Annotated in this window: 15 protein-coding genes; 3 read left to right on the top strand and 12 right to left on the bottom strand. The window is 41.1% G+C overall.

Annotated features, from left to right (window positions below; genetic code table 11):
* Both recJ and EWU21_RS03990 read left to right on the top strand, forming a co-directional pair.
* Positions 1-1,737 (top strand): single-stranded-DNA-specific exonuclease RecJ, encoded by a 1,737-nt coding sequence (gene recJ, locus EWU21_RS03995; RefSeq protein ID WP_130895518.1) that lies wholly within the window; start codon positions 1-3, stop codon positions 1,735-1,737.
* Positions 1,738-1,773: 36 nt separating this feature from the next.
* Positions 1,774-2,139 (top strand): hypothetical protein, encoded by a 366-nt coding sequence (locus EWU21_RS03990; RefSeq protein ID WP_130895517.1) that lies wholly within the window; start codon positions 1,774-1,776, stop codon positions 2,137-2,139.
* Here EWU21_RS03990 and thrC read toward each other — a convergent pair.
* Genes thrC through EWU21_RS03970 form a run of 4 tightly spaced genes read right to left on the bottom strand, consistent with a single transcriptional unit; the run spans position 2,131 to position 6,222 of the window.
* Positions 2,131-3,435 (bottom strand): threonine synthase, encoded by a 1,305-nt coding sequence (thrC, locus tag EWU21_RS03985; protein WP_130895516.1) that lies wholly within the window; start codon positions 3,433-3,435, stop codon positions 2,131-2,133. The two genes, EWU21_RS03990 and thrC, sit on opposite strands and share 9 nt — an antisense overlap.
* On the bottom strand, positions 3,432-4,136 hold the full coding sequence (locus EWU21_RS03980; RefSeq protein WP_130895515.1) for a 2-phosphosulfolactate phosphatase: 705 nt from the start codon (positions 4,134-4,136) through the stop codon (positions 3,432-3,434). The genes thrC and EWU21_RS03980 overlap by 4 nt, the downstream gene beginning before the upstream one ends.
* 1 nt (position 4,137) lies before the next feature.
* The gene (gene gcvT, locus EWU21_RS03975) at positions 4,138-5,223 is read right to left on the bottom strand and encodes a glycine cleavage system aminomethyltransferase GcvT (RefSeq protein WP_130895514.1); all 1,086 of its coding nucleotides are present in this window, start codon (positions 5,221-5,223) and stop codon (positions 4,138-4,140) included.
* Between the two features lie 3 nt (positions 5,224-5,226).
* Complete coding sequence (locus EWU21_RS03970; protein WP_130895513.1) at positions 5,227-6,222, bottom strand: M28 family peptidase; 996 nt, start codon at positions 6,220-6,222, stop codon at positions 5,227-5,229.
* 105 nt (positions 6,223-6,327) lie between these two features.
* Between EWU21_RS03970 and rnr the strand changes: the two genes are divergently transcribed.
* Positions 6,328-8,583 carry a ribonuclease R gene (rnr, locus tag EWU21_RS03965; RefSeq protein WP_130895512.1) on the top strand — a complete coding sequence of 752 codons (2,256 nt, stop codon included), beginning with the start codon at positions 6,328-6,330 and terminating at the stop codon, positions 8,581-8,583.
* 195 nt (positions 8,584-8,778) lie between these two features.
* Here rnr and EWU21_RS03960 read toward each other — a convergent pair whose 3' ends face one another.
* The 8 genes from EWU21_RS03960 to EWU21_RS03925 all read right to left on the bottom strand — a co-directional run bounded on the left by EWU21_RS03960 (position 8,779) and on the right by EWU21_RS03925 (position 20,645).
* Positions 8,779-11,790, bottom strand: coding sequence for a type I restriction endonuclease subunit R (locus tag EWU21_RS03960; protein WP_130895511.1), 3,012 nt, complete (start codon positions 11,788-11,790; stop codon positions 8,779-8,781).
* On the bottom strand, positions 11,790-13,568 hold the full coding sequence (locus EWU21_RS03955; protein ID WP_130895510.1) for an AlbA family DNA-binding domain-containing protein: 1,779 nt from the start codon (positions 13,566-13,568) through the stop codon (positions 11,790-11,792). Before EWU21_RS03955 ends, EWU21_RS03960 begins: the two co-directional genes overlap by 1 nt.
* A gap of 18 nt (positions 13,569-13,586) precedes the next feature.
* Positions 13,587-15,407 carry a DUF262 domain-containing protein gene (locus EWU21_RS03950; protein WP_130895509.1) on the bottom strand — a complete coding sequence of 607 codons (1,821 nt, stop codon included), beginning with the start codon at positions 15,405-15,407 and terminating at the stop codon, positions 13,587-13,589.
* A 17-nt stretch (positions 15,408-15,424) separates the two neighbouring features.
* A complete protein-coding gene (locus EWU21_RS03945; RefSeq protein WP_130895508.1) occupies positions 15,425-15,988 on the bottom strand; it encodes a hypothetical protein in 564 nt (187 codons plus the stop codon).
* A gap of 1 nt (position 15,989) precedes the next feature.
* Positions 15,990-17,258 carry a restriction endonuclease subunit S gene (locus EWU21_RS03940; RefSeq protein WP_130895507.1) on the bottom strand — a complete coding sequence of 423 codons (1,269 nt, stop codon included), beginning with the start codon at positions 17,256-17,258 and terminating at the stop codon, positions 15,990-15,992.
* 3 nt (positions 17,259-17,261) lie between these two features.
* Positions 17,262-18,980, bottom strand: coding sequence for a type I restriction-modification system subunit M (locus EWU21_RS03935; RefSeq protein WP_130895506.1), 1,719 nt, complete (start codon positions 18,978-18,980; stop codon positions 17,262-17,264).
* Between the two features lie 265 nt (positions 18,981-19,245).
* Positions 19,246-20,139, bottom strand: coding sequence for an aldo/keto reductase (locus EWU21_RS03930; protein ID WP_130895505.1), 894 nt, complete (start codon positions 20,137-20,139; stop codon positions 19,246-19,248).
* Positions 20,136-20,645 (bottom strand): D-glycero-alpha-D-manno-heptose-1,7-bisphosphate 7-phosphatase, encoded by a 510-nt coding sequence (locus EWU21_RS03925; protein ID WP_130895504.1) that lies wholly within the window; start codon positions 20,643-20,645, stop codon positions 20,136-20,138. The genes EWU21_RS03930 and EWU21_RS03925 overlap by 4 nt, the downstream gene beginning before the upstream one ends.
* Positions 20,646-20,647 lie beyond the last annotated feature (2 nt).

Below are 20,647 nucleotides of genomic sequence, written 5' to 3'. Positions count from 1 at the left end.
ATGGAGCCAAAAAAGAATTGGAAATACGTGCCCGCACCGCCGGCAGCGGAGGTGGAAGCGTTAGGGGAGGCTTTGGGCTTAAAGAATCCGTATTTTTTGTCCTTACTCGTTTCACGAGGGATCAAGACTTTCCAAGAAGTAAAGGACTTCATGGTTCCAGAAATTAGCCAGCTGCACGACCCTTTCCTGATGAAGGATATGGACAAAGCGGTGGAGCGCCTTGGACTTGCCCTAGAATCTGGAGAGAAAATCCTGATTTACGGTGATTATGACGTGGACGGTACGACGGCGGTAACGTTAGTCTATAGTTATCTCGCAGGTATTTTAGGCGCGGATTGCGACTACTATATTCCGGATCGCTATGCGGAAGGCTATGGCGTTTCGCAGGCCGGTATTCAATATGCGAAAGACAATGATTATACGTTAATCATCTCTCTCGATTGTGGTATCAAAGCCCACGAACGTGTGGCTTGGTGCAACGAAAACGGAATCGATTTTATCATCTGTGATCACCACTTACCAGAGGCCACGATTCCAGATGCAGTCGCGGTTTTAGATCCTAAAAGAAAAGATTGTCCTTATCCTTTCAAAGAATTAACCGGTGCTGGCGTGGGCTTTAAACTCATGATGGCTTTTGCGATAGCGAATGACTTAGAATTGGATCCTTTATGGGAATCGGTGGATCTGCTAGCCTGCAGTATCGCAGCGGACATTGTGCCGATGAATGGGGAGAACCGGGTGTTGGCCTTTTTTGGCCTGGCTAAATTAGGTTCCAATCCAAGTCCAGGACTCGCCTATCTATTGAAAAAGGCGAAGAAGAAAGCGCCAATTCAAATCTCTGATATCGTCTTTTCGATTTCACCTATCATCAACGCGGCCGGTCGAATGGACCACGCCCATGGAGCGGTAAAATTAATGTTAGCTGCGGATGATCAAGAGGCGGAGGCGCTGGCGGAGGCAGTGATTCAACAGAATCTGGATCGCCGTGTGGTGGAGAAGGAGATTGTGGGGCAGGCTTTGGCGATGTTTGAAGGGAATGATTTTCTACTCTCAGCACGTAGCACCGTATTATTTAATCCGGCCTGGCATAAAGGCGTGGTGGGTATTGTGGCCAGCAAGATCCAGGACCAGTATTTTAGACCTACGATTATTTTAACGGAATCACACGGACAATTAGTGGGTTCTGCGCGTTCTGTTCGAGGTTTTGATGTACACCACGCATTAGAGGAATGTGCGGATTTATTAGAGCAATTCGGAGGGCACACGCACGCGGCAGGTTTGCATTTGAAACCGGATAATTTGCAGGCCTTCATCGAGAAATTCGAACGAATTGCGCAGGAGGGTTTGGCGAATATCTCGCTGAAAGCGGATTTGCCGGTCGATATTCAGATTCCCTTAGAGGCCTTAAGTCTGTCCTTTTATGATAAACTCTTAGTTCGTCTATCTCCATACGGCCCAGGAAATATGTTGCCTAATTTCGTTTCAGGACCTGTTTTTGTAACGAAAAGTCCTTTTGTCATGAAGGAAGAGCATCTGAAAATTTACGTGGGTTCTACGCCAGATGAGCGGGGCCTTGAGGTAGTAGGCTTTGGAATGAAAGCGGATTTTTATGACGGATTATGTGCCGCTTATGAGCAGCGGTTACCCATTAAACTGGTCTATCATTTGGAAGTAAATGAATACCTAGGGAATCGAACCTTGCAATTACGCGCGCTAGATTTTGCATCATTCAATTAAATAATATAAATTTACTCATAACCAAAAAACATACGTATGAAAAAAGTACTCGACTTATTGCCTTCAGTTCTCGTGGGAGCCTTGTTCTTGTTCGGAGGATTGAATTTCTTCTTTAACTTCGTTGCACAGCCACCTATGACTGGAGATCCAGGTGTATTCATGGGTGTATTGTTCTCTTCAGGAATTTTGAAGGTTATCAAAGTATTAGAAGTAATCGGAGGAGCCTTGATCTTATTCCCGAGCAAGCGTGCTTTAGGACTAACGATTTTAGCCCCAATCACCGTAAATATCTTGTTATTCGAATTGTTCTTAGCACATGCACCTAGTGTAGGCGTGGCTTTAATGGTATTATCAGCGATTATCGCTTACCAAGAAAGAGAAAAATTCAAGGCTTTATTGTAATAAATAAGCCTTAAATTCAGCGAAGTCCGTCCCCATGGGGATGGACTTTTTTGTTTTATCCAAAAGCTCCGCTAAGCGAGCAGGCACCGGAACGGAAACGCCTAATGTCCCTTCCACGGTAGGTAAGAACTTCGCGTAATGGGCGGTAGACAATAGAATTCCCGTGATTTCGCCCGGATATTCAGCCGCATATTGTTGCAAACCATCGTAGGCAACAGCCGTGTGTGGACACATCACATAGCCAGTGCGTGCAAATACGTCGGCCATGATTTCCTGTGTTTTCTGATCGTCTGTATAGTAACCTTTAATAATCTCGCGCACTTGAGACCATTCGTCACCTGCCAGTAAACGCATCCGAATGAAGTTAGAAGGGCTACCCACATCCATCGCGTTCGATAAGGTTTCCACTGAGGCAACTGGATTGTATTCGCCGGTACGCAGGTAATCGGCTACCGGGTGGTTCTCATTACAAGAAGCCACGAATGCTTTTACCGGAAGACCCATTCGGTAGGCCATCAATCCAGCACTTAGGTTTCCAAAATTTCCAGATGGCACACTAAATACCACCGGGGCATTCAAACCTTTCTTTTTCGCTTGCGCATAAGCCGCGAAGTAGTAGAAGGACTGCGGAATTAAGCGAGAAATATTGATGGAATTAGCAGACGCTAAATCGAAAGCGGAGCGAAGTTCTTCGTCGAGGAAGGCTTGTTTGACTAATCTTTGGCAATCATCAAACGTGCCATCAATTTCTAATGCGGTCACATTTCCGCCCAACGTCGTTAGTTGTTTCTCCTGAATATCGGATACCTTTCCAGTAGGATATAAAATCGTCACCGAGATGCCTGGAGTGTTGAAAAAACCCTGCGCTACCGCACCACCCGTGTCACCAGAAGTGGCCACCAAAATGCGGATTTCACGTTTCGATTTCAACAAATAGTGCGACATGATCGCCGCCATGAAGCGCGCGCCAAAATCCTTAAACGCCATCGATGGCCCGTGGAATAATTCCAAAACCTCCGTGCCCGGCTCTAAGGAAACGATAGGCGCCTCGAAAGTCATCGATTGATCGATGATCTTCTTGATCTCCGCAGACGTTAGGCTATCCCCGAGCAAATTTTCACACACCGCGATTGCAATTTCTGGCAAGCTGCGGTCCTGAATCGTTTCGAAAAACGAAGCCGGCAATGGTTGGATGGAGGTAGGCATATACAAGCCATTGTCCGGGGGAAGACCACGGAAAATAGCCTCCTCTAGGCTTACATTAGGGCTTTTGTGTTCGGTGCTATATAATATCATACTAATCTTAGGGCATCTCCCTCCAATCTAGGAAGTACGGAATACCGATCAAATTCTAAACAAAACGCGATATCTTTTTCAATGCCTAAACCTAATAGGCGGTTCACGTGGGAAGAATTCTTCACCGCCGTTAATAGATCATTCGAGGCTAGGTTATATTGTTTCCAGGCCATCAAAGCAGCATCATCTGCCGCTTCGTATTCACCTGTTAAGGCATCAATTAAGGCCCCCGCAAACAAAGTGTCTTCTAAATTAGGTTTCCCTTTCCAGCCAGCACAAACGACTAAGGCGTTTCCGTTCCAATCTTTCAGTGCTGAGACCACTCGGGAAATATTCAAGAAAGCCCCCACATAGACTGCAGGTGCGCTGCTCGACCGACGAATTGCCACGGTACCGTTCGTAGTGGTGACGCAAATTTTGGCCCCTTTCACCTTCTCTACTTGATACGAAAAAGGGGAATTGTCAAAGTCAAAACCCGCAGGAGTAACCCCGTTGCGTTCCGCCGCCGTCAAATACCCTTTAGCACCATATTGCTGGCAAAGTTCGACCTCTTCCACTGGAACAATCTCCGCCGCACCGCTCGCAAAAGCAGTCACCATGCAGGACGTCGCGCGGAAAATATCCACCACAACCACCGCCACGGAGGATAAATCATATAAATGGATCAAGTCCGGCGATAAACAGACGTCGATTTTCTTCATTTTATAAGAACGGTAATTTGACGATTTCGGCTTTGATGGCTTTGTCACGGATCGAGATAAAGATTTCAGATCCCGTGTGTTTCGTGCTCACATAACCCATCCCGATACCTTTCGAAAGAGAGGGTGATTGCGTGCCTGAAGTTACTTCGCCAATCGTCTCGCCTGCCGCGTTTAAAATCGGGTAATGTTGGCGAGGAATGCCGCGCTCAATCATTTCGAAACCGACTAATTTTTTCGAAGGACCATTCGCTTTAATTGCGGCGTGGTGGTCTTTCATAATGAATTCTTTGTTGAATGAAGTAATCCAGCCTAAACCAGCCTCGATCGGCGACGTCGTGTCATCGATGTCGTGTCCATACAAGCAATAGCCTTTTTCGGTACGCAGCGTGTCGCGCGCACCTAAACCGATCGGTTTGATGTCGAATTCTGCGCCTGCTTCGAAGATCGCGTTCCACATCGCTAAGGCGTTTTCGTTTTTCACGTAAATCTCGAATCCACCTGCGCCGGTATAACCCGTGTTTGAGATGATGATGTCAGAGAAACCGGCCATTTCACCTATTTTGAAGGTATAATACGGCATGTCCGCTAAAGTAACAGCTGTTAATTTTTGTAGTGCCAAAATCGCCTTTGGCCCCTGCACCGCTAATAAACTATATTCGTTGCTGCGATTCACCATCTCTACCCCGAAGGTATTGTGTGAGGAAATCCAGTTCCAATCTTTCTCAATGTTGGATGCGTTCACGACCAAGATGTACTCGGTTTCGTTCACGCGGTAGACTAATAAGTCATCGACGATACCTCCCTCATTGTTCGGCAAACAACTGTACTGCACTTTTCCGTCCACTAATTTAGAAACGTCGTTCGAAGTCACGTATTGAAGGAAGTCCAAAACGCGATCCCCTTTCAAGAAGAATTCACCCATGTGACTCACGTCGAAAACACCTACCGAATTGCGCACAGCTAGGTGCTCTTCGATCAGGTTTGTGTACAATACGGGCATGTTAAAGCCAGCAAAGGGCACCATTTTAGCGCCTAGCGATACGTGAAGGTCATTTAAATGAACCTGTTGCAAGTTTGTTTCTTCCATGGATTATTCTCGGTATAGAACCTGTAAAAGTGTTTGGCCGACCGCTTTCAGGGTCGATTTGTCGATGTTAGCTAAATTATCTGCATGCGTGTGGTGAAAGCTTCCAAACTCGAAGCCGCCATTCGACGCGCGTAAATCGATTAAATCAATCATTTGAATTTTGGCAATTTCATTTACAGCCGTATGGTCATCTGAAATCCCGAAGGCATCCTGATCAACAAACAGATGGCTGTATCCTAAATCCGCCGCCGTCGCCCAAACCGAGCGTACAATTCCCGGCGCATATTGCATCGAAGTCCCCTCGTGCGGGAACATCGCGCCTTTTCCACCCACCATATCTAATAAGATACCATAGTAGGGGCGGTAGTTCGCTGGAACCAAATTCGCAGCCCAGTGCTGTGACCCTAAAGCCCAGCTATTCGGCTTGTGTTCGCCCGTATAATCTTCCGGTTCCCCGTGATCTTCTAAGTCAAAAAGGACGATATCAATCCCCACCGCGGGTTTCGTCTTAGCCTCGTGCAAATTGCGCGCGATTTCTAACAAGACCCCCACACCACTCGCACCATCATTTGCCGCATCGATCGGTTCGTTTTTACGCACTGAATCTTTGTCCGCAATGCTGCGCGCATCCCAATGGGACGATAACAAAATACGTTTAGCAATGGCTGGTTGGAATTGCGCGATGATATTCGTGCCTTGTAATTTCTTGCCATCGTAGCGGAAAGCCGTAAAAGGCTGCTCCGTCACGGTCCAGCCGTAGGATTTTAATTTGGCAACCAAAAACTTCAGAGTATTTTGACTCGCCTCCGAACCCGGAACACGCGGGCCAAAAGCCACCTGCTGCGCAATAAATTGATAGGCAGAATCCGCCTTGAAATCAGGCGTTTCTACAAGGTTAACTTCCGCAGCTGGCACCTCCGCCGAAGGCTTCCAAACGAAGTAAGCGCCAGTCAGGGCGAAAACAAGCAGCAAAAAGAGGGCAATGCGGGAACGGTTCATCTAAGAAAAGCGGAAAAACTAGCTCAAAGATAGCAATACAATGCCGAATTAGGAATTAAGAAATCAATAATGTGTACCTTGCAGGATAATTTGAATTGAAATACCATGCCTTCTCCTAAGGAACTGAAATTTTTGAGCGGCTTAAAAGCTGAGATATTGGAGTTTTTTGAATTGAACGACTACCGTTCGTATTCTTTGAACCAATTACACAAGGCTTTTGCCATCCGCGATCGCAAGACGAAGGAGATTTATTCTGACCTTGTCGCTAAGTTGATTGCCGAAAACCGCTTGATTAAGAATGAGGAGGGAAATATTCGTTTTGACAATGAATCTTTCCAGGTGACAGGTCGCGTGGATCACGTGAATGCGCGTTTTGCCTTTGTGATTCCGGAAGATGGGGCGAAGGATATTTGGGTGGCTACAGCGGATTTAAATAATGCCAAAGACGGGGATAAAGTCATCGTCCAAGCGCGTCGCCCATCAGAAAAAAGAAAAAATGACCGTCCGGAAGGAGAGGTCGTACAGATATTGGAACGTCGTTCCGCTGAGTTAGTAGGTGTCATCCAAGTGACTCCGCACTATTCGTTTTTAATCCCCGATTCGAAGAAAATTTACGAAGATGTCTATTTGCCTAAGTTCGAAATCAAGGACGCAAAGCACCTAGACAAAGTGATCGTAGAAGTAACTCGCTGGGGAACAGACGGTAAAAAGGCCGAAGGTCGTGTCATCAAAGTGCTCGGTAAAGCCGGAGAGAACGATACAGAAATGCACTCGATTTTAGCGGAATACGGCTTGCCATACGACTTCCCAGAAGAAGTTGAAAAGGCCGCTGCTTCGATCTTAGTGCAGATTCCTGCCACTGAAATCAAGAAGCGCAAGGACATGCGCAAGGTCTTAACTTTCACGATCGACCCGATCGATGCGAAAGATTTTGACGATGCCATCTCTTACCAAAAACTAAAGAACGGCAACACCGAAATCGGTGTTCACATCGCTGACGTTTCCCACTACGTGAAACCCGGGAGTGTACTCGATATCGAGGCCTATAAGCGTGCTACTTCGGTTTACTTAGTGGATCGTGTAGTTCCTATGTTGCCAGAAAAACTATCGAACGGACTTTGTTCCCTTCGTCCAAACGAAGATAAATTAACCTTCTCCGCCGTTTTCGAACTAGACGCGAACGACACGATTGTGAAAGAGTGGTTTGGCCGCACGGTTATTCATTCGGACCGCCGTTTCGCTTACGAGCAGGCGCAAGAATTAATCGAAAATGATTCCGATGACAGCTATGTGCCCGTTATTCGGGATTTGAATCGCATTGCGAAAAGTTACCGCGGTAGACGTTTCGAGCACGGCTCCGTGAACTTCGAAACAGCCGAAGTCCGCTTTGAATTAGACGCGGATGGCAAGCCTACCGGCGTTTTTCCACGTGAGCGGAAGGATGCGCACAAGTTGATTGAGGAATTTATGCTGTTAGCTAACAAAAGAGTCGCTGAATTCGTCTTCAACAAGAAAAAAGACGAGCCTCGCAATACCATGGTGTACCGTATCCACGAAGCACCGGATCCAGAAAAACTGCAGGTATTCTCGTCGTTTGCGAAGAAATTTGGCTACCAAGTAACGACTGATCCACAGCACGTCAGCAAATCGTTCAATGCCTTGATGGAAAACATCGAGGGCAAAGGCGAAGAACACGTATTGCAGAGTTTAGCAGTGCGTACGATGTCCAAAGCCCGTTATAGCACCGATCCTGTCGGTCACTTCGGCCTTGCGTTCCCGTTCTATTCACACTTCACCAGCCCGATTCGCCGTTACCCAGACGTCATGACGCATCGCCTGTTGCAACATTATTTAGACGGCGGCACTCCAGCGGAGCGCGCCCCTTTAGAAATCCAATGTAAGCACAGTTCAGACCGCGAAAAACTCGCTTCTGATGCAGAACGCGCTTCCATCAAGTACAAGCAAGTGGAATACATGAGCTTGCACGAACCACAAGTTTTCGACGGTATCATCACCGGTGTAACCGAGTTCGGAATTTTCGTAGAGATCGGAGAAACTTCATGCGAAGGCCTTGTGCGTATGGTCGACTTGAATGATGATTTCTACGATTTAGATAAAAACAATTACCGCATCGTGGGTAAATCGAATGGCCGTGTCTTCACCTTTGGAGATAAGGTTCAGGTAAAAGTCCGTGACACGAACCTAGCGAAACGCACGATCGACCTCGAATTAATAGGTATGCGCTCTGGCCTAGTAGGCAAATTCGCGAATAACCGTTCTCGTAAGAGAGAAGCGCCGAGGGGTGGAAGAGTGATTCCGAAGGGGAAGGAGCGTGGTAGGAGAACTGGTGGTAGAAGATAATTTTTTGTATTCGGTCTCAATTTGTGCTTTGCAATAAATTATAGACCGAATACAAAATAATTCTCTCTCTCTTTTTAAAGCATAAAGAATAAAGCACAAAGCATAGAGTAGGAATCAAAAAAGGCTTCAGAAATGAAACCTTTTTTGATGAACTCAGTAAAATCTTGAAGTTCCATTTTGGGACCTCAAGTTATATTAGGCATTTAATCTTTGGTAAACCTTTTTCAGCATATATCCTTTTACTAAGCCTCCAAAATCTTTATCATCCATCATCTTTCCAAAGATATCTTGATTTTGCTCCATTCGGCTGATTAGTTTATCCATAAACACGTCATCAAATCCGAATTTGAAGTTCTCAATAGGATTGTTTTTTGCCTGTTCTATTAGCGTTTGATCGAGGACCATATCTTCTTCAATTTGATCAAAGAATAATTTATCCGCGGTGTTAAACTCTGTTTTGAATTTCTTGTTTAGTACCTCGATGATTTCAGATAAATTTGCTTCATCTTCTTTGGATAATCGTAAACCAGCATCTCCTCCTCCTCTTAATTCATAGACATTTTGGCTTTCCATTACGATACTATGGTCAGCGATTTTTTGCAAACGGTAATATTCTAAAGATACTTCATCGCCAAGCTTAAACTTATCATTTTGAGCAGTCCGCGGTAATTTTTTATACAAAAATCTCGTGTAGGTAAATAGTTTCTCCAAGTCAACGTCAGAAAAAGGCATGATCTGAGTTAGAAAGGAATAGGTCCGATTGAAACTTTGCAGCGTGTTCTTAAAGTCCTCTTGAGTTACTTCAGTGCCTACCGTGTTTTTATCAGAATTCTCCTCTGGCAATTGCTTAAATCGTTCAACTGCTGGATCTATGTAGGCATTTAATTTTCCTTGGTCAGAAACAGTCAATGACTTAGCTGACTTAAAGTAAAGGTTGCAGAAGTTATTCACTTCTGACTCCCAAATCACTTGAGCTTTTTCGATCTCGGCTTTCAAGTCATACAAATAATTCGGATCTGAATTTTCTTGAATTGAAGTCAGTTCATAATAGGGTTGAAACGACTCTAGAATTTCATCTGTTTCATTTGCAAAGTCTAACACAAACGTGTCATTTTTTCCTGCACACATTCGATTTAATCTTGATAAAGTCTGAACCGCTTTTACACCTGATAATTTTTTATCCACGTACATCGTATGTAAAAGAGGCTGGTCAAAACCGGTTTGGTATTTGTCTGCTACCAAAAGCAATTGATACCCGTCGGAAGCAAATTTCTTAGGGAGTTCCTTTTCTGCAAATCCGTTTAATTCTACTTCTGTGACTCCTTCAGGAGCATTTGCATAAATTACTTTTCCGGAAAAAGCGACGATGGTTTTTACATCTTGGTACCCCTTTTCTTTTATATATTTATCAAACTCTTCCTTATACCTTACCGCGTGTAGTCGTGAACTTGAAACGACCATTGCCTTTGCTTTTCCACCAATTTTCTTCGCAACGATTTGACGAAAATGCTCCACCATAACTTCTGTTTTCTGCGCTAAATTATGTGGATGCAATGACATAAAACGACCAATAGCTCGAGCCGCTTTTTTTCGGTTAACCTTAGGGTCTTCTTCTATTTCCTTTGATAACTTGAAGTACGTTTTGTAGGTAGTATAGTTTTTCAAAACATCGAGAATAAAGCCTTCTTCGATCGCTTGTTTCATCGAGTATAAATGGAATGGTTGAGGCTTCCCATTTGAGCTTTTTGTTCCAAAAACTTCAATCGTTTTAGGCTTTGGCGTCGCAGTGAAAGCGAAAAAACTCAAGTTAGTTTGCTTTCCTCTCGCTAACATGGATTTTCTGATTTCATCCTCAGCATCTTCTTCTAAACCAGTATAAGCTTCGTCCTTTTCTGCATCCTCTAACGATTTTGCGGACAAGACCTCTTTCATTTTTTTAGTGGCTTCACCCCCTTGTGAGCTATGTGCTTCATCAATTATGACGGCATATTTTCTTGCTGGAATTTCACCAATCTTATCAAGAATAAAAGGGAACTTTTGAAGGGTAGTAATGATGATATTAGAACCCGTTGAAATAGCTGTTGCTAGTTGCGTCGAATCCTTGTCAATTTTTTGAACGACACCATCTTTGTGTTCAAACTGAAAAATGGTCTGTTGCAATTGAGAGTCTAAAACCTTTCGATCTGTGATGACAATTACGGAATCGAAGATTCTATTATTGGAATCGTCGTGTAAGCTCGAAAGTCGATAAGATAACCAAGCAATCGAGTTTGATTTCCCCGAACCCGCGGAATGTTGAATCAGGTAATTATGGCCAGCACCATTCAGTCTTGCGTCAGAAGTCACTTTGCGGACAACTTGCATTTGATGGAAGCGGGGGAAAATAATAGCTTCTTTCTTCTTTTTTACGCCATTTAATTCAAATTCTTCGACACTTAAATGAAGAAACTTACCAATGATATCGAGAAAGCTATCTCGGGCCCACACCTGTTCCCACAAATACGAGGTTCGGTATCCAGTAGGATTTGGAGGGTTGCCTGCACCATTTTGATAACCTAAATTGAAAGGTAAATAGCGTGTTTTTTTGCCATCTAACTTCGTCGTCATAAAGGCTTCGTCCGTATCTACTGCAAAGTGAACAAGGGCTCTTTTCTTAAATTGGAAGATGGGCTCGCCAGGCTCTCGGTCATATACGTATTGCTTTTTTGCATTTTCCACCGTTTGACCAGAAAACTGATTTTTGAGTTCAATCGTTGCGATGGGCAATCCATTTAAAGAAAGAACCATATCTAAGGAGTTCTTGCCATCACGTTCATAATAGAGCTGCCTTGTGACCGATAAGTGATTCGTCTTATATTGTTCCTCGGCTTCCGGGTTCAATGAACTTTCAGGCTTAAAATAGGCCATCTGAAATTTCACGCCATAATCTGTGAAGCCCTTGCGGATAACATCAAGTGCTCCTCGTAAATCAATTTCTTTAACAAGGCGAAGAATTACTTTTTTCTCTGCTTCGTCCTTATGAATGGATTCAATTTTTGCCCAAGCTTTCGGTTGAGAGAGCTTTAAAAAGTCAGTGATATACAAAGGGAATAATCCTTGTTTTACATCAAAATCAGAAGAATTTCCTTTCACGTAGCCACCTTGCTCCAGTAAGAATGCCTCGATTGCTTGTTCAAAAGTTAATTCAGTATGGATTCCTTTCGCCATTATTCTTTCATTAATTCATTTCGAATGTTTGCTACTATTTTACCTTTCTCTGTTGTAAAATATTTTTGACTGCTACTTGTAGGTTTATTAGGGATTGTTCTTGCTATATAGCCTTTATTTAAAAGAGGTTCTACGTGGTTTCTGAAGTTGTCTGTGTGATTTTTTAGGTTAAGCGCCTCCTCCTGTATCTCTTTGTTAGATTTAGGAAATACGCTAAACTGTAAAATTTTCCATTGCTCTTCTGTTATTGCAATGGCTGATTCTGTATATTTTTTGACCACCTCTGGGCTAGGTTTAGGGGAACCAAATTCCTGAAGCTTTTTAATACGATCTAGAAGGGCGTCGGTATGAATAATGAACGACATCTTTTTAGTCTCATCAACTTGGTCGGAGACTTGGTCGGTAGACATAGCGGGAGTTGAAATTTGTATGGGTTCAAATTCGTTTAATTTGCTGATTATTTGATAGTTAATGCCCGCTATGACTTGGTCGGTGACTTGGTCGATAGCATCCCCTTCCTCATTTACCATAAATGAAAAATGAATCGGAATTTCGATCAAAAAATGGCTTCGTTCAGGTTCATTCGTGTCAAACTTTGCAGCGGGAGAACCATTCTCATCTAATGCCTTAACAATGGTGGGGATCCCTGTTCCTCGACCCTCGGTTAATTGTAATTCTTTTAAAAACTCTCCAACTCGGCGATTTCGATAACGCCTTGCTCTAACGCGACCTGCATCAAATTCAGCTTGTTTAATAGAAGAATCAACACCGTTATAACTTATGATTTCAATAGAATGAGCCATAATTCGCACTTCAATGGAATCAAGTAACTCATAATTTCGATGATAGACCGCATTTGCCATTGCTTCTTCAATGGCAGCATAAGGATAATTCTCAAAGCGATCTGATTTTTCGCGGTCTTTATATTTGATGACCCTTGTTTTAATTACATTTGATTTGATATAGGAAAGCACGTCAATTAGCTGCTTTTGAATCGTACCTTCAAAAATCTTTTCCGTAAACGGATTTGTCAGACCTTCGGGAAATTCAACTACTTCAATAATTGCCCCTTTAAAATATTTTTGAGGATTTTTGCCAAACATTAATAATCCAATGTTTTTGGGGAACAGATGTTCTGCCGCACCTTGGACTAAATTCATTGCATTAGCCAGCTCCGATAATGACATCTCTTCGCTTTCAGCATATAGCTTACTATTGATTTCTGCCAAATGTGTACGCATAAGATGCTTGCTTAAATCCTCAATTGAAGCTGAAGTATTCACGCGATCATCGAATGGAATCTGCGCGGTTAACTGAATTAATTCTGCTTCTTGCTCTTTATTTGGGATAATAGAACTTGAACGAAATCGAATACGGTAATTCAGTGTTTTATGAGTTGCAAGAACATCATCTGGAACTTTGTATGGCCTATTTGCTCCAGCTGGGACCCACAATACTAATACATTTTTGCCATCAATTTCTTCAAGAGATGGTCTAGGGAAATAGGATGGATGAATTTGGTTACAAAACTTCACTAAATCCTGCTCCACCTTTTCTAAATGAGTAGGATCAAATCCGTCAACAGGCCGTATTGGAATGCCATTTTCTTCATCTACCCCAACAATCACATAGCCACTTCCTTCATTATCAAAATCATTCGCAAACGCGCAAATGGTTCTCATAATAGGTTTGGGGTTCCAGCCTTTTTTGAATTCCATGCGCGAGCCTTCAACAATTTTACCTGAAAGAAGAGATTCTATGTTAATGGGGATGCTCATTATTATTGTATTATGCTGTTATAAATAGCTTTTCAAGTTTTCAACATTCCAAATTGCTTTGGAAATGTCTAAATATAGCTTTTGCCGTTCTTTGATTGATTCCTTAGTAAAATCGGTATTTGGTTTAAAGTTAAGTTTATAGTTCGCTGCAAATCGTAAAAAATTGGGATTGTTTTCGTAGCAATTTTCATTTAATGATGACGCTAATAAATTTTGTCCAAAATACTTTGGTAGCTTTTTCGCATATGTCGTATCATTTAGACTCCTATTTATATCTTGTGGTAATAGTACTAAATCGCCTAGCATATTTCTGGTTCTTTGGAATTCCTCTTCTGATTCAAACTCTTCGGAATACCTTTCGTAGTGGTCTACCCAAATATGTTCTATATCATAAGGATTTTTAATGTTCCGATTTACATAAACATCAAATTTAGTATCTCTCCCGCTCTGAGATTCTACAAAATGAGTTATCCTAGCAAGTTGATGAAGCATATATCGTTTAGTCCATCCACTCAAATGAAACTGTTCAATACCGCCTAAGTTATACTCCATAATTGCTATTTCCTCAGTCAAAATCCAAACTAATTGAGTGCTATCTTTTCGTCTTATTTTCTTTGCAAGCATAAACATTGTATACGTCATCGCTGAGTAATCTAATGTTTTAAAATTGAAGATTCTAATTGAAATATATTGATCTAAAAAGCAGGAAACTATTCTAAGTTTAGCATCAATAATTTCTTTTGTATCATTTTTATCTAAGCTGGCTAATAACAACAAGGGTTGTAATGTGAAGTTCCTGTCAGCATTGTAAAAAATGTATTCAAACCCTTCTGTCAACTTTGTCGAATATTCAGATATTCTGATGTATGTATTGGAAAATAGGATGAACTCTTTTTGAACTAAGTCACTGTAATCAACAGATTTTTTTAATCCAATTGTATTAGCATTTTCCCGAAGCCATTTATGAAAAGCTGTTCCTATAATATCAAAATCGCCAGGTGTTGCGTTCTTTTTCCGTTCCCGAATTGTTTCCCCATACTGTGACCTTAACCAAGTTTTGATGCAATCACTTTCTTGTTCTTTGCCTAATGCTTTCAGGTCAAGCATTTTTGCTTTCCACAATTCATTTGCCTTTTGTCGATCCTCATTTTCCGCAATTTCTGACAATAAATAGCCCTTTAGCATCTCTGTCGCGGTAAGACTAAGACCGCGATCATTCATTGAGACAAATATTTTGTGTGCGTCTTGTTCGGTCTGTGCAACAATTTTTATAAATTGAACATTATCTATAAGCCAATCTTTAAAAAATGGTAACGCTCCTTCTGGGATGGCATCAATCATTAATTCAATTATGTCATTATATCTATGCCAAATATTTTGAACACTTTCGGGATGACCTTCTGGCTCAAAAACTTCGTCATTAATAATTGCTTCTAGGCACTTTGTCCGTTCTTCAACATTAATATTGAAAGTTGTTTTGCCATATTTTTGTGAATAAATCAAGTTTAATATTTCCGCCCTATCATTAGTGTCTTGAAGATGTTTGGTAATGAAAAGAAGAACTAAGCTTAAAGATGTAAGTCTTTGTTGTCCATCTATAATTGCATTTTCATCTTCTGTTAAAACCACTGAACCCATAAAGTAATGCCCGTACTTCTCTACTTCATTACGTTCATGTGTTTCAGAATAATATTCTAGAAATTCTCCAGTTAAATCCTCAATCAGCTCTTCAACTTGCTTTCGCTGCCATTGATATTCCCTTTGATAATAATGGATACTGTATTTAACCCCAGTAAAAAGCTCTCTTATACTTTTAGGTGCGCCGAGTATTTTTTTCATTTTAAAATTTTCTAATCCTACAGATGGAGCAAAATTTGCTCATAAATATTTGGGTTGGTTAATAAATTGGCTAAAACGTTAGATGCAATATCTGCACCAAAGGATTTTATTTTATCAAAAAATGATTTTTTCTTTTCTTCCAGAGATTCATTTGATTCTATTATAGCTTTCAATTCTTTTATTTGACTTCCCTTCAATTCATCTTTTAATATGTCAATAAGTATATCTAGATTTATTGAAATGTTCGTAGTTTGAAGTTGAGTATTTTGTTGGCTGATGTTTAAGTTTACATTCGGCGTGTTATTGTTAAAAATAATTGGTAATCCAAGGTTGTCCAGGTCCTCAATTAAACCTTTAATTAATTCAGTCGCTTCTCGTATCGCGTTTATAGTTCTGTCCGAATAGGAAAAACTATTGATATTCTTTAGGGCTGAATAGCTGTTATGATCTGCTCCATAAATATGGCCTAGGGTTTGCAATGTTTTAATTTTCCATTCATTGAACCTTTGTGCATCATGGATATTTATTAATTCATTATATCTCTTTTGTAGAGTATCAATAGCATTTTTTGCTGTAATCATCTCAATTCAAATTTTCATCTCTTACATTCACCTTACCTGTAACCACCTCACTGATTAAGGCGATTTTATATTCTTTTAACAATCCAATTTCATTTTTAGTCTTCTCAACTATTTCATTTGTTTTTTTCTCATAATCAATAATGAATTCTACAATTTCATTCTGATACTCAATACTTGGGAAAGGAATAGAAAGATTTTTTATAACACCAACTGCTAATCCTGGCTGAGCAGCCGATTGATTGTATTGATTCAAATTCATTGATTCTAGAAGTTTACCAAACCAAAGCCAATTATTATCAGGCTCCAAATAGCATACGATAGCATGTTCAGAAGCCCAAAATCGATTTCTGGCATATTTAATATTTCCGCAAAGTGCACCTTGTCTGCCAATTAATATGTAATCTCCATCATTTGTAAATTCAGAATAAAATCCTCTTAATCCATTTCCACCATAAACAGGATAATCACCTACTTCTTTGATGCTCTCTGATGTAATATTTTCACCACTCTTCAATATTGCAATAAACTTTATTTTCTTCACCTTCCAATGCTCTGGGATATCTCCTAACCATTCAATACCCGAATCCTTCATTGGAACTTTCGTATCAAGACCCTTGGTTACCGCATTGTTTACAACGACAGTTCGTTCTTCTTCTAGCAATTGAGTCAAAGCTTCTTTCTTGGCAATTAAGTTGTCAATTTGACGGGTTTTTTGATCGAGATAATTGGCGATGGTAGTTTGTTCATTTATGCTTGGTAAGGGGAACTTAAATTCATTGAATACATTTTGATATAAATGTTGAATGGTCGAACCCGATTTATTGTAATCATAAAAAGTTTTGAAAACGTCAGAATAAAGAATCCAAAACATAAATTCTGGGACATAAGAATCATCTATTGGTCTAGTAAGAAATACCCCACTATTTAATGTTGCAATTTTTGGAATATCCTTAACAACAGCTACTTTCCCTATTGTACCGTCTTTAGTGATTAATAAATCCCCATTTCGTAGTTGTATAAATGGGTCTTCTTCATAACGCTCCATCGGAACTTGATAACATGTTTCCCATTTCACTCGCCCTTTTTCAAAGTCAGTTCCTGTAACAACATAACTATCTGAAGATTGAAGAAATTCATCGGAACGCATGCCCTGCCAACCGATTCTGCCTTTTACATAGGTAGTGTGCTTAACTCGTTTAATTTGCCAATGTAATGGAATCTCCCCAATCCACTCAATCCCTGAATCCTTATAGCTATCGTATTTCTTCATTTTTTATACGATAACTTGTCTTAACAACCCATCTGTCTCTTGCTCTAATGCTAAAATATCAGCGCGAATTTCTTCCAACGAACGAAGAGGCTTATACTGATAGAAGAATTTGGTGAAGTTAATTTCATACCCTATTGCAGTTTTGCTTTCGTCAATCCAGGCATCCGGAACATGAGGTAAAACCTCCTTTTTCATATATTCTTGGATATCCATTAGCAATGAAATATTCTCAGTATCTCGTAAGGATGAATCTGGCTTCGGGGCTCCTTTTTTGTCTTTCAAAATCTCGCCTTTCTCATTTCTTTCAGGTCTCTCTACGGTTACTTTGGAATAGCCAAACGCTTTGTTCTCAAATACTTTGGAGAACTCTCCTTCGATAAATTCACCATAGATTCGGGTGATTTCTGCAATATGATCATCAGACAATTCATTTCGCTTGTCGCCTAATGATTTACTCATCTTCTTGAAGAAATCGACGCCATTAATAAGCTGAACTTTCCCTTTGCGATTCTCCGGCTTATGATTTGATATGACCCAGATATAGGTGGAAATGCCTGTATTGTAAAATAGCTGATTTGGCAAAGCAATCACAGCTTCTAATAAATCATTTTCAATGATCCATTGACGGATGCTGCTTTCATTCTTTGTTTTACTTGGGGATCCTGAAAAGAGGGGAGAACCATTAAAAACAATAGCAAGACGCGAGCCTTCTGGCTTCATCTTACTCATTAAATGCATTAAAAATAAAAAGGAGCCATCACTTACGGAGGGCAATCCTGCTCCAAATCTACCTCCATGGCCTAAGGATTCATGCTCATCTTTGACTTTCTTACCAAACTTCTCCCACTTCACACCGAATGGAGGATTTGTAATCAAGTAATCGAATTTCTCGTGGGATAACTGATCCTCTGAAATGCTATTGCCTTTCTTAATGTTGGATGCATTTTGTCCCTTGATTAATAAATCTGATTTACAAATGGCATAAGACTCAGGATTTAATTCTTGACCAAATACTTCCAAGCGGGCGTCTGGATTTAATTCGTGTAAATATTCCTCTGCAACAGAAAGCATACCACCTGTGCCAGCACAACAATCATAGATAGTTTTAGTAATTCCCTTTTTGGTTAAAATATCCCGGTCATTTAGGAACAAAATATTAACCATCAATTTTATAACCTCTCTAGGAGTAAAGTGCTCTCCGGCAGTTTCATTCGATATTTCAGCAAATTTCCGAATAAGCTCTTCAAACATGTACCCCATTTCCATGCTCGAAATCCGATCCGGATGAAGATCAACTTCTTGGAATCGTTTTACAACCATAAACAAGAGATTAGCCTCATCCATTTTATTTATTTGATTCTCAAATTCAAACTGTTCGATGATTTCCCGCGCGTCTTCTGAAAATCCATTAATGTAATTGCGAAGATTTGCGGCGATGTTATTGGGGTCTGCAATTAGCTTATCAAAATCGAAAAGACTTTTATTGTGGAATTTCAATCCGGCAGTTTTATTTAATATCGGATCAACATTTTCAACATTCGTGGTTTTGAGGTGTTCGTATTTTTTCAATACATCCTCCTTTGTGCTTTGAAGAACACAATCCAAACGTCTAATAACGGTTAATGGCAGTATGATTTTGCCGTAGTCACTTTGCTTATAATCACCACGAAGTAGATCGGCAATAGACCAAATAAAGTTGGCAGATTCTTTAACGTTTTTCATTGATTAATAATTCGGTTCTCTGGGTACAATTGAGTACAAAATAGCGAAAAAATCAACAAGAAATAGAATCCTAAAAGTAATAAAACAAGTAATTCTGTGACAAGAGTGTAGTTAATCCTTTAAATAAATATTTTGTAGGTTTCGAATCACTTTAGTATTTCCTAGATACTAAAAAAGAGGCCCCCTTTCGGAAGCCTCCGTAACAATCTTTATTCTTTGTGCTTTATGCTTTAGATCTCTACTCTCTACTCTATTATCTCTAATCTTAGTCCAACACCGACTGCGTCGGTTTACTCGTATTATACAACTCATACCAATCCTGGTGATCCATCTCAATGTCGAATGCGTCCACGATGTTTTGAATACGCTTTTCTTCCAAGGTGCCTATTAATGGCAAGGCGCCTAATTTGATTAACCAGGCCACAGCTACGGATTCGATATTACTATCGTATTTCGTAGCCATCTCGTTCAATTTCTTGCGCAATTTCAAGGCTTGCTCATCAGTGCCGTGCTCGATACGACCACCCGCTAATGGCGAAACCGCTAAAGGGCGCATGTATTTTTGCTTGATGTAATCTACGATTCCGTTATCTAATGCGCTTGTATTCAACAAGTTCAAGTCGATGTGGTTAGAAACAACGGGGATGTTCAAGAAAGAAACTAACAATTGGTGTTGGTAAACGGAGAAGTTCGAAACACCGATGTTTTTCACTTTTCCAGAGCTTTTTAATTTTTCGAGCGCCAAAGCCGTCGTTTCAATATCTGACAAAGGATCTAATTGGTCTAATAAAAAGACGTCCAAATAGTCCGTTTGCAAGTTGCGAAGCGAGTTTTCAACGGAAGCCGTGATGTGGGCTGCAGATGTATTTACGTGTGCTACACGGATGTCCGGTCGGGCAGGGGATGGGATGTTAACTCCGCATTTGGAGAACAAAACGATGTCAGAACGCTGGATGGATTTTTTAGCCAAAAGCTCGCCAAAAGTCTTCTCCGCCGTGTATTCGCCATACCGATCCGAATGATCAAAAGTATTGATGCCTTTGTCGAGACAGAAATGTACGATTTCGTCCATTTTCTTGTCTTCTTTTTCCCAACGCCAAAAGCCGTAGATGGCTGGTGAAACTTTGGGGCCTGCATCACTTAAGTATACTTTTTTCATCCTACAATTATTTTAGAAGCGGCTAATAAATCATTCACTAAATGGGTGGCTTTGGTCTCCGTTCCCGCAGGCGCTAAGCGAATGGTCCGTAAACCTGCGCGCGTTCCAGCGGTAATATCGCGTTCATGGTCGCCCACCATCCAAGAGGCATCCATATCGATGTCGTATTTCGCGGCGGCTTTCTCGATCATTAATGATCCGGGTTTGCGCGTCAGCGAATGACTGTCAAAATTCTCGTGGTAAGGGCAGAAGTAGATGTCATCTAATTTCACACCCGTTCCCTCTTGGATCGCATCGTGAATTAAGTACACGTCTTCACGTTTGTAAACGCCTTTTGCGATACCACTTTGGTTCGTAATAATAATCAACAAATACCCCGCGTCCTTCAAAGCCTGTAAGCCTTCCTTCACGCCGGGAGGGATCACAAAGTGGCCTAAATGGTACACGTAATCCACGCGATCCACATTTAGAACGCCATCGCGATCTAAGAAAATACACTTATTCATTC

Source organism: Aquirufa antheringensis, assembly GCF_004307425.1.
Classification (GTDB): domain Bacteria; phylum Bacteroidota; class Bacteroidia; order Cytophagales; family Spirosomataceae; genus Aquirufa; species Aquirufa antheringensis.
Note: the sequence above shows the minus strand (reverse complement) of the source record. Positions and strands in the feature narration are given on the sequence as shown.